Here is a 25146-nt window from a genome sequence, read left to right on the forward strand (position 1 = left end):
CGTGGGCGATACATATCCTCGAAAAGGCGCTTTCCAGAGCGCTTTCATCGTTTTGGGTTAATCATTTAGTCAGGGGTATGGACGTTTGAAGCTAGACCGTATTTCCGAATGTGCAAACTTTTTGAACGATGTTTCACGGTGTGTCGGAGTTCTCACTATTTAAATTCTAAATAAGCCTAAACTTTACTAATTGACATGCCATTGCGTTATTAACCTGCCGTTTTTAGTGGGCGCTCTAATAAGCGCTACACTCGCTGAGCCATTGAGTGAGTGCACAGTTGTCAGCTCAAGTTGTTATTGATTCAGGAGTGTTCATGCCCCAGCCTGCCCAAAAACTTCGACTTGGCGCCCTGATTGCCTTGGTGGTCGGCTCGATGATTGGGGGCGGTATTTTTTCCCTGCCGCAAAACATGGCCGCGCGCGCCGAGGTGGGCGCGGTGTTGATCGGCTGGGCAATCACTGCGGTCGGCATGCTGACCCTGGCCTTTGTGTTCCAGACCCTCGCCAACCGTAAGCCCGAACTCGATTCCGGGGTGTATGCCTACGCCAAGGCCGGTTTCGGTGATTACATGGGGTTCTCATCGGCCTGGGGTTATTGGATCAGTGCGTGGATGGGCAATGTCGGCTACTTCGTGTTGCTGTTCAGCACCCTTGGCTACTTTTTTCCGGTGTTCGGCCAGGGCAATACACCCATCGCGATTGCCTGCGCCTCGTTGCTGTTGTGGGCCGTGCACTTTCTGGTGCTGCGCGGGATCAAGGAGGCGGCCTTTATCAACCAAGTCACTACCGTGGCGAAGGTTGTGCCGTTGCTGATGTTTATCGTGATCGCCGCCGTAGCATTCAAAGCCGACATTTTCACCCGCGACATCTGGGGCCTTGGCAACCCGAGCATGGGAAGCGTGGTGGACCAGGTGCGCCACATGATGCTGGTCACTGTGTTCGTGTTTATCGGCATCGAAGGTGCCAGCGTGTATTCGGCGCGGGCTGAAAAGCGCTCCGACGTGGGCCGTGCCACGGTGATCGGGTTTCTCGGTGTGCTGGCGTTGCTGGTGCTGGTGAACGTGCTGTCGCTGGGGATCATGAGCCAGCCGGAACTGGCGCAATTGCAGAACCCCTCCCTGGCGGGCGTGCTGGAGCACATCGTCGGGCCATGGGGCGCCCTGTTGATCAGTCTCGGGTTGGCCGTCTCGCTGCTCGGCGCCTTGCTGTCTTGGGCGCTGCTGTGTGCGGAAATCCTCTATGCCACCGCCCACGACAACACCATGCCGGCCTTCCTCAAAAAGGAAAACGCCAACCAGGTGCCGGTCAATGCGTTGTGGATGACCAATGTGATGATCCAGGTGTTCCTGGTGATCACGCTGTTTTCCCAAAGCACCTACACCACCCTGATTTACCTCGCGTCGTCGATGATTCTGGTGCCTTACCTGTGGTCGGCGGCCTACGCCGTGCTGCTCAGCGGGCGCGGTGAAACCTACGCAGGCGCGCAACGCCGGCGCGTGAAGGATTTGCTGGTGGGGCTGGTCGCCCTGATGTATGCGGTGTGGCTGCTCTACGCCGGGGGCCTGAAATACCTGCTGCTGTCGGCGCTGCTGTATGCGCCGGGCGTCATCCTGTTTGCCCTGGCCAAACGCGAGCAAGGCCTGCCATTGTTTACCTCCGTGGAAAAAGGCATTTTCTGCTGCGTGGTCGCGGGCGCCGGGCTGGCGGCGTATGGGCTGTATAGCGGGGTGTTGTCGTTGTGAGACTGGCGTATCAGCCGCCCTACGACTGGGCGGCAATGTTGGGTTTTCTGTCGATGCGCGCGATTGGCGGCCTGGAAACCGTGGCCGACGGTGTGTACCGGCGCAGCATCAGCGTTGCAGGGCAGCATGGCTGGATCAGTGTTGCGCCGGGGGCGGGGGATTGGTTGGAGGTGGGCGTCGATTTTCCTGACAAGGCGGCCTTTCCCGAGATTGAACGGCGCCTGCGCATTCAGTTTGATCTGGATGCGCAGCCTCAGGCGATCAGCGCGCAATTGTCCCGCGACCCTTTGATGGCGAAACTCGTGGCGGCCCGCCCAGGCTTGCGAGTGCCGGGAACATGGGACGGTCTGGAGCTGGCCATTCGCGCAGTGTTGGGCCAGCAGATCACCGTGGTGGCGGCGATTCGCCTGGCGGGCAAGCTGGTGGCGCACTATGGCCAGCCACTGGAGACACCGCACCCTGGCATCACCCATGTATTCCCGACGCCCGAGGTGCTGGCGATGGCGGACCTGGCAACGTTGGGCATGCCCAAGGCGCGGGGCCGTACGTTATCGGGCGTGGCCCAAGCGTTGCTGGATGACCCTGAACTGTTTGAGCCCAAAGCCAGCCTGAAGGAAGGCGTGGCACGCCTGGTGGCCTTGCAGGGAATTGGCGACTGGACGGCGCAATACATCGCCATGCGCCAGATGCGCGAGGCGGATGCGTTTGCGTCGGGGGATATCGGCTTGATCAATGCCTTGGCAGCGCTGGAGGGCGGGCCGGTTTCGGCACGGCAGTTACAAGCCCGGGCCGAGGCTTGGCGGCCGCTCCGGGCTTATGCGGCGCAGCATTTGTGGACGTCGTTGCAGCGGGGGGATTGAGGGGGCTGCACTGGCCTCATCGCAGGCAAGCCAGCTCCCACCTTTGACCGTGTTCACAAATCAAGTGTGGGAGCTGGCTTGCCTGCGATAACGATTGTCAGATCACCACTGCGCCCGGTGTGACCCCAATTCCCCCGCCGCCAAATCCCACTGCAACGGCGTGCCGCTGATGGTCACTGGCGCCAGCAACCGATGAGCCTGGCCCCACGGCGTCTGCTCCACCACCAAGCCTTGGTCGCTCGTCTCTTCTGCCCGCAACGCCGCTTGCTCCGGCACCTGGCCACCTTCCACCAGCAACTTCGCCGTGCGCGCCAACGACAACCGCGCCGACCCGCCGCGCCCGGTTTTCAAACGCTCGCTCAACGCCTGAATCGCCGCCGACGCCATCAAATACCCGGTCGCATGATCCAGCGCCTGCAAGGGTAACGGCACCGGTTTATCCGCTTTTTTCCAGGCCATGCCCGCATCGGCTATCCCGCTGCTCATCTGCACCAGGCTGTCGAAGCCGCGCCGGTTGCGCCACGGGCCGGTCCAGCCGTAGGCGTTGAGGCTCACGTCGATCAGCCCGGGGGCGAGGGCTTGCAGCCCGGCCGAGCTATAACCCAACTGCTCCAGTGCATCGGCACGGTAGCCGTGGAACAGGATGTCGGCGCCCTTGAGCAGACTTTCGAATACCTGCCGGCCCTCGGTGCTTTTCAGATCGAGGCGGGCACAGCGTTTGCCCAGCGTCATTTCGGGTACCACGCCCGGCTCGTTCCAGGTCGGCGAGTCGATGCGCAGCACGTCGGCGCCCAGCCCGGCGAGGAAACGGCTCGCCACCGGGCCTGCCAGCACGCGGGTCAAGTCGAGCACCTTGATACCGGCCAACGGGCGCGCCACCGAGCCGAGCCAGGGTTTGTCGCTCAGCGTTGCAAACGTCTCGCGCTGCACCAGTGCCTCGGCGTTTACCGCCAAGCCCTGCGGATGGGTTTGCCAGGCCTGCCACGAGCGCATCTGCGCCGCGCAACCGCCCGCATCGACGACTGCCTGCTCCAGTTCTGCGGCATTCCACGCGGCGACTTTGCTCGCCATGTGCGCGCGGTCGGTCACCTTGCCCAGCACGCGCTCGGCGGCATCACGGTGGTGGGGCGCGTTGGTGTGCAAGCGAATCCAGCCGTCCGCGCTGGCATAGTCGCCGGCCACCGGGTCCCACAGCGGCGGCACTTGCCAGCCGACAGGGCGAATCGACGAGGAAAACCAGAAGGAGGCGAGGCGCCGGTCCACGTTGACCGTCGGCAGGCGCCCGGTCTGTTGCTGGATCAACTGCGCAACCGCCTGGCCGGCGGCGCCGATGCTGGCGCTGGCCAGGTCGGTCACGGCGAAGGTCGAAGGCAGGGCGCCGGCCGAGGTTTGAGGCAGCGGGGTGTGGGGTAAAGCGAGTGCGGCTTGGATGGGTGTCAGCAGGTCAGTCATCAAAGGCCCTCCGTAAGAGAAGGGCCACTATAGAAGATCATCACACCGCTGTGACAACTCCCGGTTCCAACGGCAGGTCGATGCTGGCGATAAAACCGCCGTCCGGGTGATTGGCCAGGGTCAGGCTGCCGCCATGGCGTTCTGCCGCGCGGCGGGCGATGGCCAGGCCCAGGCCGTGACCTTGGGCGACTTGGCCGGGGGCGCGGTAAAACGGCTCGCCCAATTGGGTCAGGTGCTCGGCCTCAACACCAGGGCCGTGGTCGCGCACGCTGATCAGAATGCGTTCGCCGTGGCGTTGGGCCTGCAACTCGATGGGCTGGCCCAGCGGATTGAAGCGCTGGGCGTTGCGCAGCAAGTTATCCACCGCGCGCTCGATCATGGTCGGCCAGCCTTTGATGAGCAACTCGGGTTCGGCCGTCAACTGTACAAGCTGCTCGGGGGCGCTGAGTTGGGCGTCTTTTTGCAGAGTCTTGAGCAGAGGGTTGAGGTCCATGTCTTCGGCGCTGGCGTTGTCGGCATCGACGCGGGCGAGTACCAGGATTTCACTGATCAGTGCTTCCAGGCGGTCGCACTCGCGGGTCAGGCGTGGCCAAAGACGCTCGCGCTCTTCGGGGCTGGCGCGTTCGGCCAGCGCCAGGGCGATACGCAGGCGGGCCAGGGGTGAGCGCAGTTCGTGGGACACGTCGCGCAATAGCTGGCGCTGGCTGCCGATCAGGCTTTGCAGGCGTGCACCCATGCGGTTGAAATCGGTGGCCAGCACGCCGAATTCATCGCGGCGGTTGGCCAATTGCGCCAGGCTGTTTTGCTGATAGGTGGTCTGGCCCAGGTCATGCACCGCGCCGCGCAGGCGGCTGAGGGGGCGCGTGATGGATAGCGTGACGAGCAGGCTGAACAGGGTCAGCACCACCAGTGCAATCGCCAGCGCGCTGAGTGGCCACATCAGGCTGCTGCGGTGCCAGGCATCGAGTTCGGGGTGGGGAATGCGGTAGATCAGCAGGTAGGTGTCGCCGGTTTTTTCGCTGGTGTACTCGGCGGTCAGGCGCCGCCAGGGCAGGTGACCGTCCTGGCTGTCATTCTGGCGAGCCTCAAAGGCGGCGGCACGGCGCGGGAAGGTGCCGCGTACTACCGGGTCACCGGTTTCGTTCAGCACTTGCACATCAATGTGATACTGGCGTTTGCGCTGTTGCAGCAGTTCCTGGGCGGCGTCCTCGCCCTGGGCTTCGTAAAGCTGGGTCCACTCTTGCGCCAGGTTGTTGAGGCCGGGGTGGCGGCTGAGAATCCAGGCGTCCTGGTTGAGCATGTGCCCAAGCAGAATCGACAACCCGGCAACCAGGGCGATGGCCAGCCAGAAACTGGCCAGGATTCGCCAGAACAATGAACGCACAGGAAACCCTCAAACAGGAAAAGCCCAGTGGCGATGGCCACTGGGCTGGGGAACGCTAGATCATTATTGCGCTTTTTGCGGCTGCTGGGCTTTCCAGGCCTGGAATTCCTTCCATTCGGCGCGGCGCTCGGCTTGTTTTTTCACGATCTCGTCGAATTTCTTCTGTTGATCGGGTTTCAGCACGGCACGGATGTCGGCCTGGGTTTTCTGTTTGCCGGCAGCGATTTCATCCTGCATGGCCTTCTGGTCAGCGGCGGGCAGTTTGTCCAGGTACTTTTTGACCAGGTCTTTGCGAGCGTGCCACTGGTCACCCATCAGTTTGCCGATCTGCTGGCGCTGTTCTTTGGTCAGATCCAGCTGGCGGAAGGGGCCGCCGTGACCGCGCGGACCGTGTTCGCCACCGTGGCCCGGGCCACCCATCATGTGGCCTTCCGGGCCGCCCATCGGGCCTGGGCCGTCTGGCGCTGCAGCCATGGCAACGGTGGGCAGGGCAGCGGCGAACATCAGAGCGATAAGGGTCTTGCGCATGGTGATTCTCCTGTCTCTATTCCGGTGAGTCCGGATGTGAGTAGATTAAGGAGAACAAGGTCAGCGGCGGTCAGGTGTGGGTAAAGCTTGGGTAAAGAGGGTTTTGGTGCGAACTGACAAAACTATCAGGGCTTAGCTATTCAAATGTGGGAGCGGGCTTGCTCGCGAAGGCGGTGTGTCAGTCGCCGCAAATAGTGGCTGATCTACCGCATTCGCGAGCAAGCCCGCTCCCACACAAGCCAGCTTCCACAGGACTTGCGCAGCGTGTTCAGAGGCTGTAGTAGTAGCCGCGGCTGCGCAACGCCACGATCCGCGGCCGGCCATCCGGGTGCGGGCCGATCTTTTTGCGCAGGTTGCTCACGTGCATGTCCAGGCTGCGATCGTAAAGGGTCAGCTTGCGGCCCAGGGCGATCTGCGCCAGTTCCTGCTTGTCCAGCGGCTCACCGGGCTGGCGCAGCAAGGCTTCCAGCAGACGGCTTTCGGAGACGGTGAGGGCGAACTCCTGCTCGTCGATGCTGACCACGCCACGCACCGGGCTGAAACACAGGTCGCCCAGCTCCATCTGCGTCGACACCGCCGCCGGGTGGCTGCGGCGCAACACGGCACGCAGGCGCGCAGTGAGTTCACGCGGATCGCAGGGCTTGGCCAGGTAATCATCAGCGCCCAATTCCAGGCCGAGAATACGGTCCAGCGGCTCGCCACGCGCCGAGAGCATCAGCACCGGCAAGTCCGGGTGGTCGTTGCGCAGTTGCTTGAGCAGCTCAAGGCCGCTGCCGTCGGGCAGCATCACGTCGAGCACGACGGCCGCGGGGGCGCTGTCGGCCAAGGCTTTGCGCGCGCTCAAGCCGTCGTGGCAGGCGCGCACCTGGAAACCTTCCTGGCTCAACCAACTGGTCAGCAGCTCACAGAGCTCCTGGTCATCATCTATCAGTAACAGCTCGCTCATGACTCACTCAATTTAGCCATTGTCGACGGCGACGGTGCCCACCGCTGGCAAAAATGCCACACAGCAGGGCGATCAGTGCCACGGCACCCCCGGTGACAAACCACTGTTGTTGCTCGGTCAGCCAGTGGGTGAAGGTGCCGCCCTGTGCTTCTTTGAGTTGCTGGGCCAGGCGTTGGTTCTCCTGGCGCAAGCGATTCAGTTGGGCGCTTTCGCGGGCGGTGTCCGCACTTTGCAGTTGCTTGCTCAGTTCTTCGCGCAGCCGCTCGCTTTCTTTCAAGCGTTGCTGCAACTCGGTGATCTGGCCGCCGGCACTCAAGGACAAAGGCGTGGAGCTGCCGGTGTTCGAGGGTTCTTCAGCCTGGGCCGTGGCCCCGATCGTTAACACTGCCAACAGACACAACTGACGTAAGCGCATCGGAACTCCTGATTCCACACGAATATTCAGAACGTTGTCGGCAGGTTACCGGGAATAATGAGCCATTAGGAGTACGCCGCACGCAATAGGTTCGGCGTTCCAGGGTTCAAGGCAGGACTTGTTTGAACGGCTTGACCGAGACATCCGCGTAGACGCCTGCTGCGATATACGGATCCGCCTTGGCCCACGCCTGGGCATCGGCCAGGGAGGCAAACTCGGCGATGATCAGGCTGCCGGTAAAACCGGCATCGCCCGGGTCGTTGCTGTCGACCGCCGGGTTCGGGCCGGCCAGCACCAGCCGGCCGTCTGCTTGCAGCACTTTCAGGCGCTCAAGGTGAGCCGGCCGCACGGACAGGCGTTTTTCCAGCGAGTTGGCAACGTCGGTAGCAACAATGGCGTAGAGCATGTCAGTCCTCGGTTTTCGGCGTGGTAGGGTCGGTGTCATGCAGGTGGCGCGACAGGTAGATACCCTGGGCAACCAGGAACAACACGGTCATGCCCAGGCTGCCGAACACTTTGAAGTCGACCCAGTAGTCCTGGAAGGTGAAGGCCACGAACAGGTTGGCGGCACCGCAGAACAGGAAAAAGACGATCCAGGCCACGTTCAGGCGTACCCAGACCGGCTCCGGCAGGGTCAGGGCATGGCCCATGATCCGCTTGATCAGCAGGCGATCACCGATGAAGTGGCTGCCGATGAACGCCAGGGCGAACAGCCAGTTCACCACCGGGGCTTTCCATTTAAGGAAGGTTTCGCTGTGGAAGGCCAGGGTCAGGCTGCCGAAGACCAGGCAGGCAACCAGGGTCAGCCATTGGCTTTTTTCGAGTTTGCGCTGGGAGATGAAGATCGCGCCGTAGACCACGACAGAGCTGATGATCAGCACGGCGGTGGCGCTGTAGATGCCCCCGACGGTCAGCTCATGGCCGGCCAGGTCGATGACACGAGGGTCGAGTTTATAAACGATGAAAAACAGCAACAGCGGGATGAAGTCGATGAATTGTTTCACAGTAAGAGCCAGAAGCTGGATGTGGCGGCATAATAACAAACATCCTTGGTAGCGAAAGCGCCAGCTGACTTGAGGTTACACACTTCCGTGAATGTTGATTTGCACTGCCACAGCACGGCCTCCGACGGCGCCCTGGCGCCCGCGGTACTGGTCGCGCGTGCGTTTGAAAAAGGCGTGCGAGTCCTGGCGTTGACCGACCACGACACCCTCGAAGGCCTCGATGAAGCCCGCGAAGCCGCGCAGGCTCTGGGTATGCAACTGGTCAACGGGGTGGAATTGTCCTGCACCTGGGGCGGCGCCACCATTCATGTGCTCGGCTACGGTTTCGACCAGAAGGCTGCGCCGCTGGTGGCGGCCATCGCCAATTTGCACGATGGCCGCTGGCTGCGGTCCGAAGAAATAAGCCGCAAGCTCAGCCTTAAAGGCATGCCGGGTGGCCTGGAAGGTGCCCGTGCCGTCCAGCAGGAACTGGGTGACAGCGGCAACGCGCCGGCCCGGCCGCACTTTGCCGACTGGATGGTGCGTGAAGGTTTTGTCAAAGACCGTGCCGAGGCTTTTCGCAAGTGGCTGGGCGCCGGCAAGTTGGGGGATGTGAAACTGCATTGGCCGACCCTGGAAGACACCGTCGAGACCCTGCGGGCCTCCGGGGCCTGGGTCAGCCTGGCGCACCCCTGGCATTACGATTTCACCCGCAGCAAACGTCGCAAGCTGATCAGCGACTATATTGGAGCGGGAGGCCACGCAATCGAGGTGGTCAACGGGCATCAACCCGCCGAACAGGTCGGCAGCCTGGCGATTCTTGCCCGCGAATTTGGTCTGCTGGTCAGTGCCGGCAGTGATTTTCATGGCCCGGGCGGCTGGTCCGAGATCGGCGAGTACCGCCAGGTCCCGGAAGATCTGCCGCTCTTGTGGGGGCGATTCAAGCATGACCCCATTACTGCCACCGTCTGAACAGGTAGAACACGTGAGTCAATTCTTCCAGATTCATCCGGAAAACCCGCAAGCGCGCCTGATCAAACAGGCCGTGGAGATCATCCGCGCCGGCGGCGTGGTGATCTACCCGACTGATTCCTCCTACGCCATCGGTTGCCAGATCGGCGACAAGGGCGCGGTCGAGCGGGTCAGACGCTTGCGTGACCTGGACAAAAACCACAACTTTGCGTTGATCTGCAGCGACCTGTCGCAGCTTGGCTTGTTTGCCAAGGTCGACACCGGCACGTTCCGCCTGCTCAAGGCCCACACGCCGGGGCCCTACACCTTCATTCTCAACGCCACCCGCGAAGTGCCGCGCCTGTTGCTGCACCCCAAGAAGCGCACCATCGGCCTGCGCGTGCCTGAGCACCCGATAGCCCTGGCGTTGCTGGCCGAGCTGGGTGAGCCGCTGATGAGCGTGTCGCTGATCCTGCCCGGTGAAACCGAGCCGTTGTATGACCCGTACGAAATGCGCCAATTGCTGGAAAAACAGGTCGACCTGATCATCGACGGCGGCTACGGCGGCAACAAGGCTTCCACCGTGATCAACCTGGCCGACGGCGAGCCGGAAGTGGTGCGTGTGGGCTGTGGCGACCCGACGCCATTCATGGTCGAGGCCTGAATGTCGGTCGTGGAAACCGTCGACAGCCAGGCGGGCGCCCAGCAGGAACTGCCCTTTGCCATGGTCTACGGCCAGGCCGTCATGGAAATGCCGCTGGACTTGTACATCCCGCCGGACGCTCTGGAAGTCTTTCTTGAAGCCTTCGAAGGCCCGCTGGACTTGCTGCTGTACCTGATCCGCAAACAGAACATCAATATCCTCGACATCCCCGTGGCGGAAATCACCCGCCAGTACATGGGCTATGTCGAGCTGATGCAGTCGGTGCGCCTGGAGCTGGCCGCCGAGTACCTGGTAATGGCCGCCATGCTGGCCGAGATCAAGTCGCGCATGCTGTTGCCGCGCTCGGAGTCTATCGAGGCCGAGGAAGATGACCCGCGCGCCGAACTGATCCGCCGGCTGCAAGAGTACGAGCGCTTCAAGGCTGCCGCCGAAGGCATTGACGGTTTGAGCCGGGTCGGCCGCGACGTGGTCGTGCCCAAGCTTGACGCCCCCGAGGCCCGTGCGCGCAAGCTGCTGCCGGACGTGAGCCTGGAAGAATTGCTGATGTCCATGGCTGAGGTGTTGCGCCGTGGCGACATGTTTGAAAGCCACCAGGTCAGCCGCGAGGCGTTGTCGACCCGCGAGCGTATGAGTGATGTGCTGGAGCGCCTCAAGGGCGGCGGTTTTGTGCCGTTTGTAGAGCTGTTTACCGCCGAAGAAGGGCGGTTGGGGGTGGTGGTGACCTTTATGGCGATCCTGGAGTTGGTGAAGGAATCCTTGGTCGAGCTGGTCCAGAATGAGCCTTTTGCGGCTATCCACGTGCGGGCGCGAGCCGAATAAAGAGCTGAATCGATGAATTTGACTGAACCCCGCGAACTGGCCCCGCTGCTGGAGGCCTTTCTCCTGGCCTCGGGCAAACCGCAATCTCTGGAGCGCCTGTTCGAACTCTTTGAAGAAGCCGAACGCCCCGAGCCGCCGGTGTTCAAGAAGGCGCTGGAGATACTGCGCAAGTCCTGTGATGGCCGTGCGTTTGAATTGCGTGAAGTGGCCTCAGGTTACCGCCTGCAGATCCGTGAGAAATTTTCCCCGTGGGTGGGCCGCCTGTGGGAAGAGCGCCCACAGCGTTATTCGCGGGCGATGCTGGAGACCATGGCGCTGATTGCCTATCGCCAACCGATCACCCGGGGTGAAATCGAGGACGTGCGAGGCGTGGCGGTCAACAGCCATATCGTCAAAACCCTGCTGGAGCGCGAGTGGATCCGCATCGTCGGTTACCGTGACGTGCCCGGCAAACCGGCGATGTTCGCCACCACCAAGGTGTTTCTCGACCACTTCAACCTGAAAAACCTCGACGACCTGCCGCCGCTCGCCGAACTGCGCGAGATGGAAGCCGAGCCGGTGTTGGATTTTGACGACGCGCCCGTGCCCGCCAGCTTGCAGGAACTGGCCGACGCCACGGCCGAGCCGGAAGAGTCGAAGGACGAAACCAGTTTCCACACCTTGTTGCTGGAGCTGGACGACATGGAGCAGGGCATCAAGACCGACTTTGATGATTTGCTGCGTGATGGAGCGGTTGAGACAGAAAACCAGGTGAACGTTGAGGTTGTGGCTGAAGTCGAAGTTGAACCGGAGCCAGAGCCAGAGCCAGAGCCTGAAGAGGACGTCCTTGGTGTTGCCGAAGCCCGCGAAAAACTCCTGGCCGCCGTCGCCGCCCTCGAACAACCGCCGCTGAGCGACGAAGAGGACGAAGCCCGCGCGCTGGCCGAAGCCATCGAGGCCGAGCGCCGCCAGTTCGAAGACTGACCCAGCGCCAAGGTTCAGGCGCTGGCTTGTGTGGGAGCCGGGCTTGCCCGCGATGCAGACGACTCGGTCTTGCGGTTAAGCCGAGGTGATGCCATCGCAGCGGTGCGGCAGTCCGACAAGCCAGCGCCCACAGAAGGCCAAACGCTATACCTGTCAGTTATGCCAGTTGTTTGTCCTGTTGGGTCGGTATTTACTTTCGCAACACCATTACGCCTGCGCCGTTTCATCCGTGGTGGTCGCCTCTCCTACTCTTTCGATATGGATGACCGTCATGAAAACTACCCGTCAACGTTTCACTTTTTCCCTGAGCGTGCTGGCTGTTGTCAGTTCGGCAGCTTTCTCTTGCGCTTACGCGGTTGCGGCGACTCATAACCCACTCAGTGGTGACGTCAGCGTCAACATCATCGCGGGAGCCGCACCCTCCGGTGCCATTGGCGTGAGCGTCGGGCCAACGGGTGTGGAGCGGCCTGTCTACTATCGCCCGGGCTCCGCAGACGCGCTGTGGATCGGCGCTTCCAACGCGTTGCCTCAGGGCTGCAAACCCACGGAATTCAAGGACGATGATGGCACTACGATTCCGGTGTGGGTCAAGTTGAAGTGCAATGCAGATGATTGGCAAGGCAAACTGTCCAAAGCGGGTAAGGTATTCACGGTCAAGCGCCTTCCCTGATACAGCCTCGGGTTCTACCTTGGGCGTCTGCATTTTGGTCAGCCCCGCGCCGCGCGCGGGGCTGGCCCCAGAGGATTTCCATGAGTTCTACCAAAGACCCCTGCATCAGCATCTGCAAATTCACCGATGACATCTGTGTAGGCTGTGGCCGCAGCAAGCGCGAAATCCGTGCGTGGAAGAAGCTCGACAAGGTCGACAAACGCAGTGTCCTGGCGCAAGCCGAACTGCGCCTGCTGGCCCTGGGCGCCACCGGTCGGCGGAAAAGCAAATGAGCCGGCACTAATCGGCTAGTCTTTGATGCGCAACGCGCGCCATGCGCGTATGATTCGCGACCCTTTGCCGACCTATTCGGCCAAAGCCCCGCTTTCAACACTCTTCAGGCCACGCCTGAATCGACCCACCGGGAGGTGCTTAAGATGAACGACAAAGACCAGAACGACAGCCAGGAAATCGGCCCAGCAGGCGAAAAGCTGCAAAAGGTGCTGGCGCGTATCGGCGTGGGCTCGCGCCGCGACGTTGAAGCCTGGATCACCCAGAAGCGCATCAAGGTCAACGGCGTAGAGGCTACCCTCGGCCAGCGCGTCGACCTGCATGACGCAATCACTATCGATGGCAAGGTCATCAAGCGTGAAGAGGCCGCCGAATCGGTGCGCCGCGTGATCATGTACAACAAGCCAGACGGCGAGATCTGCACCCGTGACGACCCGGAAGGCCGTCCGACCGTGTTCGACAAGATGCCCAAGCCCAAAGAAGGCCGCTGGATCAACATCGGCCGCCTGGACATCAACACCACCGGTTTGCTGATGTTCACCACCGACGGTGAGCTGGCCAACCGCTTGATGCACCCGTCCTACGAGATGGACCGCGAATACGCCGTGCGTGTACGTGGCGAAGTCGATGACGAGATGATCGAGCGCTTGAAGGCGGGCGTGGTGCTGGAAGACGGCCCGGCCAAGTTCACCGACATCAAGCAGGCGCCAGGCGGCGAAGGTTTCAACCACTGGTACCACTGCGTGGTGATGGAAGGCCGTAACCGTGAAGTGCGTCGCCTGTGGGAATCCCAGGGCCTGGTGGTCAGCCGCCTGAAGCGCGTGCGTTTCGGCCCGGTGTTCCTGAACTCCGACCTGCCGATGGGCCGCTGGCGCGAAATGAGCCAGTACGAAGTCGACATCCTCAGCGCCGAAGTGGGTCTGACGCCCGTCGCGATGCCGCAGATGAACGCCAAGAGCAAAGACAAGCTTGAGCGTATGCAGCGTAAATCGTCGCGTCCTGTGGCCCGCACTGAGCGTGTTGCGCGCACTCTGCGCCCTGCGTTGAATGCACCGGCGACCGGCGGTCGTATCTCACGTGAGCCGCAGATCGAAGGCGAGCGTCGCCCAACCGCGCCATCGCGTCAGGAAGGCGAGCGTGCGCCACGTGCACCGCGTCCGGCCCCGGCCGGTGGTCGCAGCAACCGTGGTGAGGCTGATCGCCCGGCGGACAACGCCAGCACCAAGCGCCCGGCCAAGCCGGCCGCGAACAAGCGCCCTGGCCCGAAACTGGTGGCGGACGAGCCGTCGGGCAAGCGCCGTGGCGCACCGGCGGGTTCCGGTCAGCGTCCTGGTTTTGGTCGCAAGAAGCCGCAGTGATGTAAGTGCAGCACAAAAAAACGCCAACCCTTGGGTTGGCGTTTTTTTTTGACATGAAATACGGTCAAAAATGTGGGAGCGGGCTTGCTCGCGAATGCGGTATGTCAGTTGATGCATGTGCAAGCTGACACACCGCATTCGCGAGCAAGCCCGCTCCCACATTGGATCTCAGTCATTTCAAAGGTCAGTTTTCAGAAGGCAAAAGTGCCATCAAATACCGGCTTGTCATCCAGTGCCAACACCCCACTGGCGAAGATCAAATCCAGGTGGTGGCTGCCTTTCTGGCCGCCGCCCAAGCCCAGGTGCAAGCCGCAATGGCGCTCTTCAAAGCCCGCATTGCGCGCATACAAATCCTTGACCCCTTCATTGGTGCCAATCCCCAGTTCTTCCACGCGGCGATTCGACGGGTTGGCATTCAGGTATTTGTTGAAATCATCCGCCAGCCCCGGCACGTCACTGGCCACGCTGCAGATGGTCGAGTTTTCGATCCACAGCTCCAGCGGTGATTGCAGCACGCCGTATTTGCGCGCAAACGGGATGGTGCTCAGAAAGGTGCCGACAAACCGCACCTGGCCGTTGATGGCTTCGCTGTGGGTGGCGATTTCGCCGGGCGCCAGGTCGTGGTTGCCGACGCCGTTGATATTGGTCCACTTCTTGATGCTGCTCATCGGCGCTTCAAGGCGCGAGCCGTGCTTGTCGGTAAAGCTCAGCACAGTGGCCTGGGACATGCGCCGGATCAGCGTGGCATTGAGGTCGGCAATACGCTGCGGTTCGACGCTGAAGGTGTCGTAGAAGTAGTCGCCGTAATCCTTGAACAGCAGGGATTTTTTCCAGTGCTCGGCCATCACGCCTTGCAGGGCGCGGATGAAGTCCGGGCCTTCGGCGCGTGGGTTGGGCAGTGTCGAGGAGTCGTAGAGAAACAGGTAAAGGTCGCTGGCCTCGATGGCGTGGGCCAGGGTTTCGCTGGGTGTCAGGTCCAGGCGCTGGAGCTGAAAGTTGAAACGGGCGGCGCTGCCGTGGGTGATCTCCTGGGCGATGGCGTCGTAGCGTTCGGTATGGCCCAGCAGCACGGTGGGACGGCTCAGGCCGTTGAGGGCCGGGTGGTGAGCAAGGTAGTAGAGAAAGTGTTCGACGGCGCGGGCCTTGTCCATGACGGGTGTCCTTCTGTGCCTTGGGTAAGGGGGCAGGTGCCGTGCACAACACCTGCCGGATGCCTGCCGGGTATTAGAAAGGCCACATCGCGGTGCCAAACGGCACAACGGCGTCGGCTTGCATCATTTCAACGGCGGCCTCATGGGTCGGCGCTTCAAACCAATCGTCGAGTTGCAGTTCGGTTTCCAGGTCGTTTTCCAGTGCTTGCATGGTGTATCTCCTAGAGGACGTTGTTTGAGAACGGCTTGCCAACGGGCTTCGCTGGCAAGTGAAAGAACCTAGGAGAGTGTGTTTCGGAATGCAAAATATTTATTGACACGGTTTCATTTGGATTTTTTGTTCTGTTTTTTCGGCGTGATTTTTTATTCAGAAAAAACAACGGGATGCAGAGAGCAATCTGTCGGAAATTCCCGACTGACATTTTTCCGTTTTCTAACAAATTTACTTCGGCTGTAACGCTTATTTTCCGTGCTGTAACGATTAATTTACGAGAAAGTCGCCACATTATTGAGCAGTAGCACGCTGTAAGGAATGCCTGACAGATTGTCGCGCGCACCTTCCCGGGGCGTGCCGAAGCTGTCGAGCGGTGTACAATGCGCCGCGTTTTACTGTGACCCCCCTTGCGTACCCACGCAAAAGGCCAAGACCCGGGGTGTACCCAGCCCTGATCACTCCGCCTGGCCACGAGCCAGACGGGTTCGATTTCGTCACAGATAAAAACAAACAGGTGACGCATGACCCTTAGAAAGACGCTGTATTCCTGGTGCTTGCGCTGGGGTTTGAGCGGCGCTGCGTGAGTCGAGATTCACCGCAGCAACGTGCATTCAATATCCTCAAACCTTGCGTGAGACCCTTTTCATGAGTGGACCCCATTCCTCTTCAGGCGAACTGAAACGCGGCCTGAAAAATCGGCATATCCAGTTGATCGCCCTCGGTGGCGCCATCGGCACCGGCCTGTTCCTGGGCTCGGCCGGGGTGCTCAAATCCGCCGGCCCGTCGATGATCCTGGGCTATGCCATCTGTGGCTTTATCGCCTTCATGATCATGCGCCAGCTCGGCGAAATGATCGTTGAAGAGCCGGTGGCCGGCTCCTTCAGCCACTTTGCCCACAAGTATTGGGGCGGTTTCGCCGGCTTCCTGTCGGGTTGGAACTGCTGGATTCTGTACATTCTGGTGGGCATGTCGGAGCTGACGGCTGTCGGCAAATACGTGCACTACTGGTGGCCGGAAATCCCGACCTGGGTCTCGGCAGCGGGGTTCTTCGTGTTGATCAACCTGATCAACCTGGCCAACGTCAAAGTCTTCGGTGAGGCCGAGTTCTGGTTTGCGATCATCAAGGTCGTGGCCATCGTCGGCATGATCGCCCTGGGCAGCTATATGCTGGTCAGTGGCAGCGGCGGCCCGCAGGCGTCGGTCAGCAACCTGTGGGACCACGGCGGTTTCTTCCCCCATGGCGTCGGCGGGTTGGTGATGGCCATGGCGATCATCATGTTCTCCTTCGGCGGCCTGGAAATGCTCGGTTTCACGGCCGCCGAGGCTGACCAGCCACGCACCGTGATCCCGAAAGCCATCAACCAGGTGATCTACCGCATCCTGATTTTCTACATTGGCGCGTTGGTCGTGCTGTTGTCGCTGACGCCGTGGGACAGCCTGTTGGCGACCCTGAATGCCTCCGGCGATGCCTACAGCGGCAGCCCGTTTGTGCAGGTATTTTCGATGCTGGGCAGCAACACGGCTGCGCATATCCTCAACTTCGTGGTACTGACGGCGGCGCTGTCGGTGTACAACAGCGGCACCTATTGCAACAGCCGCATGCTGCTGGGCATGGCCGAGCAGGGCGACGCACCCAAGGCCCTGGCCAAGATCGACAAGCGCGGCGTGCCGGTGCGTTCGATCCTGGCGTCGGCGGCCGTCACGCTGGTGGCGGTGCTGATGAACTACCTGATCCCGCAACACGCGCTGGAACTGCTGATGTCGCTGGTAGTGGCCACCCTGGTGATCAACTGGGCGATGATCAGCTTCTCCCACTTCAAGTTCCGCCAGCACATGAACCGCACCGGCCAGGTGCCGCTGTTCAAGGCGCTGTGGTACCCGTACGGCAACTACATCTGCCTGGCGTTTGTGGTGTTTATCCTGGTGATCATGTTGATGATCCCGGGGATTCAGGTCTCGGTGTACGCGATTCCGGTGTGGGTGGCGTTCATGTGGGTGTGCTACTGGATCAAGAACAAGCGCAAGGCACAAGCGGCTTTGCTCACACCCGGGACGGTTTTGGAGTAGGACCCTTCCGGTAAACAGAGAACCCGGCGTTTGGCCGGGTTTTTTGTGAGCTCTGACGGGTTAGACTCGCGCCTCGTTTTAATCTGTTACCTGGCGGGAGGCCTCATGCAGCACACGGATATCGACGGCGGCACCTTGCAGCGCGATGAGCTGGAAGACCTGATCGCCGAGCACAATGGGCCATTGCGCCTGATGGGCGTTGACCTGAGTGGGGCCGATTTGTCGCGAATGGTGCTGGACCACTGGGTGTTCGAGCGCTGCATCCTGGTCCAGACCTCCTTCCTCGGTTCGCGCCTTGAAGGCACGCAGTGGAAAAGTTGCCGAGCTGGCCACGCAATTTTCGAAGCTGCCAACCTGCTGGAGGCGCAGTTCCACAGTTGTGACTTGAACAACACACGCTGGCAGCGCAGCAAATTGCCCCAGGCCAGCTTTGAGCACTGCAAGTTGACAGGGGCGAACTTCACCCATTGCGCTTCCCTGGGCCTGAGCTTCAGCGAAACCCGGCTCAATAGCGCGTTTTTGTCCGGTTTGTCGTTTGCGCGAACCGTGCTGAATAACCTGGATTTTTCCGACAGCGATTTGTCGGACGCCGACTTTCGCAAGGCAGAACTGGTCGATTGCAGCCTGGCCCACGCGCGTATCAATGGTGCCAACTTTGCCGGCGCCGACCTGCGCGGAGCAGATTTGAGCGGGTTTCGCCTCAATGATGCCAAACTGTTCAAAGGCGCCGTGATTTCCAAAGCCCAGGCGTCGATGTTGTTGTCCGAGCTGGGCTTGTCCGTTGCCTAAGGTTTCTGAGTAATGCTGGTTATTTCCAACAACGTGCACCTGCCCGATGCCGAGATCGAGCTGACCGCCATTCGCGCCCAGGGCGCCGGTGGGCAGAACGTCAACAAGGTGTCGAGCGCGGTGCACCTGCGGTTTGATATTCCGGCGTCGTCGCTGCCGGACTTTTACAAGGAGCGGCTGCTGGCGCTGCGCGACAGCCGGATCACCAGCGAAGGCGTGCTGGTACTCAAGGCTCAGCAATACCGGACGCAGGAGCAGAACCGCGCGGATGCGCTGGAGCGTTTGGTGGAGTTGATCCTCAGCGCCACCAAGGTCGAAAAGAAGCGCCGCCCGACCAAGCCCACCCTGGGTTCAAAAAAGCGCCGCCTGGAATCCAAGACCAAGCGCGGCAGCATCAAGGCCGGGCGCGGCAAGGTCGACTTTTAGGCGCCGCGTGCTTCGCGGGCCTTGGGGGCCTGACGGTACAGGTACACGCTCAGCAACAAGCCACCGAAAGCGGCGAGGGCGGCGAACAGGAAGATTGAAGCAAAGCCGAAGCCTGCCGCCACGGCGCCCGCGAGCGGGCCGGTGATGCCGAGCGACAGGTCAATGAACAGCGAGTAAGCCCCCACCGCCGAACCACGGCTGGACGCGGGCACCAGGTTGACCGCCTCCACCCCGAGTGCCGGAAACACCAGCGAGAAGCCAAAACCGCTCAAGGCCGCGCCGGCCAGCGCCAAGTGCGCATCCGGCGCCAGCCACAGCAGCAACAGGCCCAGAATTTCTACCGACAAGCAGGCAATGGCCACACGGAAACCGCCAATCCGGTTGATCAGATTACCGAACAGCAGCCGCGCGCCGATAAAGCTGGCACCGAACAGGCTCAGGGCCCATACCGCGTTATCCCAATGCTGGGTGGTGTAATACAAGGTGATGAAGGTGGCGATGGTGCCAAAGCCAATCGAGCCCAACGCCAGCGCGCAGCCGTGAGGCAACACCCGGCCCAGCACGTTCATGAAAGGCAGGCGCACACCGGCCACGATGGGCGCGGCTTCCTTGCGCCAGGCCAGGGCGAAGCCCAGAACGGCGAGCAAGATGATGCTGAACCCCATGCTCCACAACCCGAATTGACCGACCAGCACCACGCCCAGTGGTGCGCCGACGGCCAGTGCGCCGTAACTGGCGATGCCGTTCCAGGAGATCACTTTCGCGGTATTCGCTGCGCCCACCCGGCCGATGCCCCAGCCGATGGCGCCTGAACCGACCAGGCTTTCGGCGCTGCCCAGCACCAGCCGGCCGATAAACAGGCTGGCCAGGCTCAGGGCCGGCAAGCTTGAAAGCAATGCCGCGAGCAGCATGAACACGCCACTCAGGCCGCAGCCCACCAAGCCGATCAGGACTGCACGCTTGCTGCCCAGTGTGTCGATCATACGGCCGGCGTAAGGGCGGCTCAGCAGCGTGGCCAGGTACTGCACGCTGATCACCAACCCGGCGATGACGGCGCCATAGCCCAGCTGGCTATGGACATAGCCTGGCAGCACGGCCAGCGGAATGCCGATATTCAGGTAGCCGATAAAGGTGAACAGCACGATGGAAACGACTTGCAGCGTGACCGCCATGGGGCGCTGGGTATCTGGCATGGGAGAGGTCCACTGTCGCAGCAGGTAAAGATAGGCTGCTAATGATACCGGTGCTTTGGCTTTTATAGGGCGGGAAAACGCAAAAACGTCGAATCAGAATGACGTCAGGGTTGGGTGGGCGCCAGCAGTTGGGTCGTGACCAAGGCGGCCAAGGCGTTTTCCTGGGTGCCAAAACGCTTGAGCAGCAGGGCTTGTTTCTCGGGGCTGAGGCGGTTCCAGACTTCGACCATCTGCAAGGCAGCGTCGAGTACGGCGGCGTCCGGGGAATCGGGGAGGGTATCGGTCATCGGCAATCTCGGGTGGTTCAGGCAGTGTGGAAAGCGCTCTAAAGCGGCGCTTTCCACACGGTCTGGTACGGCGTCAGTCCTGGCTTTTGCCGTCGACTGGTTTTGCTTCTTTGGCCTCAGGCTGCTGTGGGCTGGCCTGCTGCGGTGTTGGCTGCTCAGCTTCGTGCAGGCTTGGGAAGGGGAGATTAGGTATCTCGTGCATCGTCGTCGCTCCTCGCAAGGTCTGTTTTCAATCGCAGGTGATTCCGCGCTCTTAAAAAGCCTTGTGAGGATACAGCACTGCAAATGACAAAAAGATTTTAATGTCGGCTGATGTACGAACTTTCATCGATTAAACGCAAGTGACATGACGCCACACCTTAAAACGGCACCTTGCCCAGAATCATGTCGCGGTACATCACGAAGTCGCCCAAAAGGCTGTAAAACGGGTGCTGAAAGGTGGCCGGGCGGTTCTTTTCGAAGAAGAAGTGGCCGACCCACGCAAAGCTGTAACCGGCAATCGGCAAGGCAATCAGCAGGCCCAATGAGCCCCGACCGATGGCATAGGCCAGGATGCCGATCACAAGCGTGGTGCCAATAAAGTGCAGGCGCCGGCAGGTGCTGTTGGCGTGCTCGCTGAGGTAATACGGGTAGAACTCTGCGAAGGTATTGAATTGTTTGACGTTTTCCACGGTGGCCGGCCCTTTGTTTGTTGTGCCGCCCAACAGTTGTTCGGCGGGGAGCTTATTTGAGTCTAGAGTGATCAGTGGTAACAGCCAGTGACAATAGATGCCACTTTAGTATCCTTGGCTTCCTGGCTGCCGTTTGAGCCTGCTTTTTTAAGAAGACGCCATGAGCGAACGAACAACTTCTGCAAGCTGGGCAATGGGCATCGTCAAGGCATTGGAAATGGACGGGCTGGACTGCCGCGCCCTGTTCAAGCAACTAGGGCTGGACTACGCGGCCCTCAGTGATCCCGACGCGCGCTTTCCCCAGGACTCCATGACCCGGCTGTGGCAGCGGGCAGTCGAGCTGTCGGGCAACCCGGCGATTGGCCTGAACATGGGCAAGGTGGTGCGCCCGGCGTCGTTCCATGTGGCCGGTTACGCGTTGATGTCCAGCAACACGCTGGCCGAAGGCTTTATGCGGCTGGTGCGCTACCAGCGGATCATCGCCGAAAGCGCCGACCTGAGTTTCCGCCTGTTACCCGAAGGCTATGCGCTGATTCTGACGGTGCACGGCGACCATCTGCCGCCCACCCGGCAAAGCGCCGAAGCCTCGCTGGCCAGTGCGTTGGCACTGTGCGGCTGGCTGACCGGGCGCACGTTGCAACCGCGCAAGGTGCTGTTGCAGGGCGACCAACCTGCGGACCTTGCGCCGTATAAACAGGCCTTTCATGCACCGCTGGAGTTCAATGCACCCTATGACGCGTTGATTTTCGAGCAAGCCGATATGGATGCGCCGCTGCCCACCGCCAACGAGGCCATGGCGCTGCTGCATGACCGGTTTGCGGGTGAATACCTGGCGCGCTTTTCTGAAAGCCGCGTGACCCACAAGGCCCGCCAAGTGTTGTGCCGGCTGTTGCCTCAGGGCGAGCCCAAGCGCGAAGTGGTGGCCCAGACCCTGCACCTCTCACAGCGCACCTTGCAGCGGCGTTTGCAGGAGGAGGGCACAAGCTTTCAGACCCTGCTCGACGACACCCGCCGCGAATTGGCCGAGCAGTACCTGGCGCAGCCCGCCATGACCCTGCTGGAAATTGCCTACCTGTTGGGTTTTGCCGACCCGAGCAACTTCTTTCGTGCGTTCCGCCGCTGGTTCGATGCCACACCGGGCGAATACCGGGCGCGGCTGCTGCAAGCGCCGACGGTCAGTGGCGCCAAAACGCCGGAATGCACAGAACAAAGACTGTAATGATTTCCAGCCGGCCCAGCAGCATGCCGAACGACAAGATCCACTTGGCTGCATCCGGCAGGCTGGCGAAGTTGCCGGCCGGGCCGATGGTCTCGCCCAGGCCCGGGCCGACGCCGGACACCGTGCTGGCGGCGCCGGTCAGTGCGGTCATCCAGTCCAGACCCAGCAGCGACAAGGCCAGGGCGATGGCGCAGATGGTGATGGCGAAGAAAAACGAGAAGGTCAGAATCGAGCGCACGATTTCTTCGTCGAGGCGGTGGCCGTTGTACTTCTGCTTGATCACGGCGCGCGGGTGAATCAGCTGATTCAAGTTGGCCTTGAGCAGGATGTAGGCGACCTGGAAACGGAAGATCTTGATTCCGCCTGCCGTAGAGCCCGAGCAACCGCCGATAAAGCCCAGGTAAAAGAACAGCATCAGTGAGAAATTGCCCCACAGGCTGTAATCCCCCAGTGCAAAACCGGTTGTCGTCACCACCGACGTGACGTTCAGCGCCACATGGCGCAGGGCATCGAGCCAATGCAGGTTGGTGGTCCACCAGTACCAGGTACCGAGCACCAGCCAGGTCACGATCAACAAACCGAGCAAGCCTTGCACCTGCTGATCCTTGATCAACGCCCGACGGTTGCCGCGCAACGTGGCCACATACAGGGTGAAGGGCAGGCTGCCGAGGATCATCACCACCACCGCCACCCAGTGCACGGCGGGCTGTTTCCAGTGGGCCAGGGATTCATCGGAGGTGGAAAAACCGCCGGTGGAAATCGCTGACATCGCGTGGTTGATCGCGTCGAATAAGCCCATTCCGGCCCACCAGAACGCCAGGCTGCCGAGAATGGTGATACCCACATACGCCGCCACGATCAGCCGCGCCACCATGTGCGAGCGAGGCATGACCTTTTCCGAGCGGTCTGAGGATTCGGTCTGGAACAGACGCATGCCGCCGATGCGCAGCAACGGCAGGATCGCCACCGCCATGCCGATAAAGCCGATGCCGCCGAGCCAGTGCAGCAGTGAACGCCACATCAGAATGCCCGGTGACATGCTGTCCAGGCCGCTTAATACGGTGGAACCGGTGGCGGTGATGCCGGACATGCTTTCAAAGAACGAGTCGGTGTAGCTGATGTGCTGGGTCAGCAAAAACGGCAGGGCAGCGAAGATGCACACGACGACCCAGCTCGTGACGGTCAGCAGGTACATGTCCCGGGGGCGCAGGTGCACGTGTTCGGGGCGGCCAGGGATGACCAGGGCCAGGCCCGCAAGAAAGGTGATCATGCTGGCCCACAGAAACGATGGCAGGTCGCTGGTGCGTTCGAAAATCACCAGCGTGGCCATGGGCACGACCATGGCAATGGCCAGGGTAATCAGGAAGATGCCGATGATGAAACCGATGATGCGCAGGGTCGGCAACGCCATGAAATGTGCTCGGGTGATTGGGCAGAGGCGCCATTCTACCTGTGGTGCAGGGCATGTAAACCGAGGGCTTGAGGTTGAAGGAGATCAACTGTGGGAGCTGGCTTGCCTGCGATACAGACAACTCGGTCTACCAGCCATTGCGAGGTGATGCTATCGCGGGCAAGCCCGGCTCCCACACAGACCCCACACAGGGATGTGGGTGTCTGGCCGGGTGGCATAAAAAAGGCGACCCGAAGGTCGCCTCATTCAATGCGGCACTGATCAGAACTCGTGATCAGCATTGTCCGGGTTCAGGTCGCTGATGCCCAGCTTGCCGGCGGCGGCTTCGATCGAGCCGGTCTGCTTGACCAGTGCGGCGATGGCATCGCGCACGATCTGGTTGCCCTGGTCGTTACCGGCTGCGATCAACTGGTCGTAGTGCTCACCCTTGTTGGCGTGATCAACCATCACCTGGATCTTCGCTTCGGTCGACGCCAGGTCAGCCTTCAGCGCAGTGTCGGCAGCCGGGTCGGCCTTGGCCACCAACGACGACAAGCTCGCGCCGGTCATTTTGGTGCCGTCGACGCGGGTGTACTCGCCCAGGTAAACGTTACGAATACCCTTGGCATCGTAGAAGTGCGAGTTGTGGGTGTTGTCGCTGAAACAGTCCTGCTCGTCTTCCGGCGAGTTGGCTTCCAGGGAAACCTTCATGCGCTCACCAGCCAGTTCGCCGAGGGACAGGCTGCCCATGCCGAACAGCATTTTGCGCAGGCCGTCGGTGGCAGGTTCTGCCTCCAGGGTGGCGCGGTAGTTGTCGTCGACGTTGGGTTTCCAGTTGCCGACCATTTCTTCCAGGTCGCTGACCAGCAGTTGGGTCACGGCGCGCAGGTAAGTGCGGCGACGTTCGTTATTGCCGCCGGTAGCGCCATCACCCGTCATGTAATCCGAAGCCGGGCGGTTGCCCGCGCCCGGGCCGGTGCCGTTGAGGTCCTGGCCCCAGAGCAGAAATTCGATGGCGTGGTAACCGGTGGCGACGTTGGCTTCGGAGCCGCCCAGCTCATTGAGGCTGGCGAGTTTTTCCGGGGTGATTTCCTTGACGTCGACCTTGTCTTCGCCCACCTGGATCTCGGTATTGGCGATGATGTTGGCGTTGGCGCCCGGGTTGCCCAGCGCGTGTTCGTAGGATTTGTCGACGTAGTCGATCAGGCCTTCGTCCAGGGGCCAGGCGTTCACCTGGCCTTCCCAGTCGTCGATGATCGTGTTGCCGAAGCGGAATACTTCGCTCTGCAGGTAAGGTACGCGCGCGGCGACCCAGGCGGTGCGGGCCGCTTTCAGGGTGTCGTCGTTCGGGTTGGCGAGGAAGGTGTCGATCGCGGTTTGCAGGGTTTTGGCAGTGGATTCGGCATCGCTGTACACCGCGAACACCATGTCTGCGTAATGCGCGACCACGGCCTTGGCGGCGGCTTCGTCAACCTGGCCTGCCGGGGTGGCAGCCGCTGGAGCGGTAGTGCTGGCAGCCGGGGTCGGCGCCTGAGGCGCGGCGGCCTTGTCTTTACCTTCGCCGCAGCCGGCGAGAGAAATGGCAATGGCCAGCAGACTGGCGGTGGCCAGGGGCATACGAATCATGGCGAACATCCTGCTTCGGTTGTTGATAGGGCGCGCGGGGGAGCGCAAAAACTGCGACATAATGCGAAAGATTTGCATTTTGTGTAAAGGTTTATACGAGGGAAATAT

27 protein-coding genes are annotated in these 25146 nt (G+C 61.2%); 13 read left to right on the forward strand and 14 right to left on the reverse strand.

The features are described from left to right. The first annotated feature begins 314 nt into the window (after positions 1-314). Together arcD and AB4P94_RS12755 are read left to right on the forward strand one after the other, a co-directional pair. The gene (gene arcD, locus AB4P94_RS12750) at positions 315-1742 is read left to right on the forward strand and encodes an arginine-ornithine antiporter (protein ID WP_395610804.1); all 1428 of its coding nucleotides are present in this window, start codon (positions 315-317) and stop codon (positions 1740-1742) included. Then, positions 1739-2602 (forward strand): DNA-3-methyladenine glycosylase family protein, encoded by an 864-nt coding sequence (locus tag AB4P94_RS12755; RefSeq protein WP_395610805.1) that lies wholly within the window; start codon positions 1739-1741, stop codon positions 2600-2602. Before arcD ends, AB4P94_RS12755 begins: the two co-directional genes overlap by 4 nt. Positions 2603-2704: 102 nt before the next feature. On the opposite strand, the gene AB4P94_RS12760 is transcribed toward AB4P94_RS12755, so the two are convergent. The 7 genes from AB4P94_RS12760 to AB4P94_RS12790 all read right to left on the reverse strand — a co-directional run bounded on the left by AB4P94_RS12760 (position 2705) and on the right by AB4P94_RS12790 (position 8331). Further along, entirely contained in the window at positions 2705-4054 is a 1350-nt protein-coding gene (locus tag AB4P94_RS12760) for a CoA transferase (RefSeq protein ID WP_395610806.1), read from the reverse strand. Positions 4055-4094: 40 nt separating this feature from the next. Next, positions 4095-5438 carry a sensor histidine kinase gene (locus AB4P94_RS12765; protein WP_395610807.1) on the reverse strand — a complete coding sequence of 448 codons (1344 nt, stop codon included), beginning with the start codon at positions 5436-5438 and terminating at the stop codon, positions 4095-4097. Between the two features lie 63 nt (positions 5439-5501). Continuing rightward, the gene (locus AB4P94_RS12770) at positions 5502-5966 is read right to left on the reverse strand and encodes an LTXXQ domain protein (RefSeq protein ID WP_395610808.1); all 465 of its coding nucleotides are present in this window, start codon (positions 5964-5966) and stop codon (positions 5502-5504) included. 268 nt (positions 5967-6234) lie between these two features. Continuing rightward, entirely contained in the window at positions 6235-6912 is a 678-nt protein-coding gene (locus AB4P94_RS12775) for a response regulator transcription factor (RefSeq protein ID WP_395610809.1), read from the reverse strand. 7 nt (positions 6913-6919) lie between these two features. Next, a complete protein-coding gene (locus AB4P94_RS12780; RefSeq protein ID WP_395610810.1) occupies positions 6920-7327 on the reverse strand; it encodes a translation initiation factor 2 in 408 nt (135 codons plus the stop codon). A 106-nt stretch (positions 7328-7433) separates the two neighbouring features. Further along, entirely contained in the window at positions 7434-7733 is a 300-nt protein-coding gene (locus AB4P94_RS12785; RefSeq protein ID WP_395610811.1) for a YciI family protein, read from the reverse strand. Between the two features lies 1 nt (position 7734). Then, positions 7735-8331, reverse strand: coding sequence for a septation protein A (locus AB4P94_RS12790; protein ID WP_395610812.1), 597 nt, complete (start codon positions 8329-8331; stop codon positions 7735-7737). A gap of 87 nt (positions 8332-8418) precedes the next feature. Between AB4P94_RS12790 and AB4P94_RS12795 the strand changes: the two genes are divergently transcribed. The 7 genes from AB4P94_RS12795 to rluB all read left to right on the forward strand — a co-directional run bounded on the left by AB4P94_RS12795 (position 8419) and on the right by rluB (position 14005). After that, a complete protein-coding gene (locus AB4P94_RS12795; RefSeq protein WP_395610813.1) occupies positions 8419-9282 on the forward strand; it encodes a PHP domain-containing protein in 864 nt (287 codons plus the stop codon). A 13-nt stretch (positions 9283-9295) separates the two neighbouring features. Further along, complete coding sequence (locus AB4P94_RS12800; RefSeq protein ID WP_395610814.1) at positions 9296-9925, forward strand: L-threonylcarbamoyladenylate synthase; 630 nt, start codon at positions 9296-9298, stop codon at positions 9923-9925. 120 nt (positions 9926-10045) lie between these two features. Then, on the forward strand, positions 10046-10744 hold the full coding sequence (locus AB4P94_RS12805) for a segregation and condensation protein A (RefSeq protein WP_395611329.1): 699 nt from the start codon (positions 10046-10048) through the stop codon (positions 10742-10744). A gap of 12 nt (positions 10745-10756) precedes the next feature. Beyond that, a complete protein-coding gene (gene scpB / locus AB4P94_RS12810; RefSeq protein ID WP_395610815.1) occupies positions 10757-11707 on the forward strand; it encodes an SMC-Scp complex subunit ScpB in 951 nt (316 codons plus the stop codon). Positions 11708-11978: 271 nt separating this feature from the next. Continuing rightward, entirely contained in the window at positions 11979-12377 is a 399-nt protein-coding gene (locus tag AB4P94_RS12815) for a hypothetical protein (RefSeq protein WP_395610816.1), read from the forward strand. 80 nt (positions 12378-12457) lie between these two features. Then, positions 12458-12649, forward strand: coding sequence for a DUF1289 domain-containing protein (locus AB4P94_RS12820; RefSeq protein WP_395610817.1), 192 nt, complete (start codon positions 12458-12460; stop codon positions 12647-12649). 144 nt (positions 12650-12793) lie between these two features. Next, entirely contained in the window at positions 12794-14005 is a 1212-nt protein-coding gene (gene rluB / locus AB4P94_RS12825) for a 23S rRNA pseudouridine(2605) synthase RluB (protein WP_010208149.1), read from the forward strand. Between the two features lie 191 nt (positions 14006-14196). Here the strand turns inward: rluB and AB4P94_RS12830 are convergent, their stop codons facing one another. Both AB4P94_RS12830 and AB4P94_RS12835 read right to left on the reverse strand, forming a co-directional pair. After that, positions 14197-15156 (reverse strand): leucyl aminopeptidase, encoded by a 960-nt coding sequence (locus AB4P94_RS12830; protein WP_395610818.1) that lies wholly within the window; start codon positions 15154-15156, stop codon positions 14197-14199. 73 nt (positions 15157-15229) lie between these two features. Then, positions 15230-15367, reverse strand: a complete 138-nt coding sequence (locus AB4P94_RS12835; protein ID WP_003175756.1) for a hypothetical protein — start codon at positions 15365-15367, stop codon at positions 15230-15232. Between the two features lie 648 nt (positions 15368-16015). Between AB4P94_RS12835 and AB4P94_RS12840 the strand changes: the two genes are divergently transcribed. The 3 genes from AB4P94_RS12840 to arfB all read left to right on the forward strand — a co-directional run bounded on the left by AB4P94_RS12840 (position 16016) and on the right by arfB (position 18652). Continuing rightward, entirely contained in the window at positions 16016-17437 is a 1422-nt protein-coding gene (locus AB4P94_RS12840) for an amino acid permease (protein ID WP_395610819.1), read from the forward strand. 105 nt (positions 17438-17542) lie between these two features. Next, entirely contained in the window at positions 17543-18226 is a 684-nt protein-coding gene (locus tag AB4P94_RS12845) for a pentapeptide repeat-containing protein (RefSeq protein ID WP_395610820.1), read from the forward strand. A gap of 12 nt (positions 18227-18238) precedes the next feature. Next, entirely contained in the window at positions 18239-18652 is a 414-nt protein-coding gene (arfB, locus tag AB4P94_RS12850) for an alternative ribosome rescue aminoacyl-tRNA hydrolase ArfB (RefSeq protein WP_034109044.1), read from the forward strand. Here arfB and AB4P94_RS12855 read toward each other — a convergent pair. The 3 genes from AB4P94_RS12855 to AB4P94_RS12865 all read right to left on the reverse strand — a co-directional run bounded on the left by AB4P94_RS12855 (position 18649) and on the right by AB4P94_RS12865 (position 20803). Then, positions 18649-19845, reverse strand: coding sequence for an MFS transporter (locus AB4P94_RS12855; protein ID WP_395610821.1), 1197 nt, complete (start codon positions 19843-19845; stop codon positions 18649-18651). The two genes, arfB and AB4P94_RS12855, sit on opposite strands and share 4 nt — an antisense overlap. 104 nt (positions 19846-19949) lie before the next feature. Beyond that, entirely contained in the window at positions 19950-20132 is a 183-nt protein-coding gene (locus tag AB4P94_RS12860; protein ID WP_395610822.1) for a hypothetical protein, read from the reverse strand. A gap of 359 nt (positions 20133-20491) precedes the next feature. After that, positions 20492-20803 carry an Mpo1-like protein gene (locus AB4P94_RS12865; RefSeq protein ID WP_395610823.1) on the reverse strand — a complete coding sequence of 104 codons (312 nt, stop codon included), beginning with the start codon at positions 20801-20803 and terminating at the stop codon, positions 20492-20494. 160 nt (positions 20804-20963) lie between these two features. On the opposite strand from AB4P94_RS12865, the gene AB4P94_RS12870 reads away from it, so the two are divergent. Then, the gene (locus tag AB4P94_RS12870) at positions 20964-22022 is read left to right on the forward strand and encodes an AraC family transcriptional regulator (RefSeq protein WP_395610824.1); all 1059 of its coding nucleotides are present in this window, start codon (positions 20964-20966) and stop codon (positions 22020-22022) included. Here AB4P94_RS12870 and AB4P94_RS12875 read toward each other — a convergent pair. Continuing rightward, positions 21979-23433: a TrkH family potassium uptake protein gene (locus AB4P94_RS12875; RefSeq protein WP_395610825.1), complete on the reverse strand. Its 1455-nt coding sequence runs from the start codon at positions 23431-23433 to the stop codon at positions 21979-21981. The two genes, AB4P94_RS12870 and AB4P94_RS12875, sit on opposite strands and share 44 nt — an antisense overlap. A 261-nt stretch (positions 23434-23694) precedes the next feature. Beyond that, positions 23695-25038, reverse strand: a complete 1344-nt coding sequence (locus tag AB4P94_RS12880; RefSeq protein ID WP_395610826.1) for an imelysin family protein — start codon at positions 25036-25038, stop codon at positions 23695-23697. Between the last annotated feature and the right edge of the window lie 108 nt (positions 25039-25146).

It is taken from the genome of Pseudomonas sp. B22129 (assembly GCF_044218875.1).
Lineage (GTDB): Bacteria > Pseudomonadota > Gammaproteobacteria > Pseudomonadales > Pseudomonadaceae > Aquipseudomonas.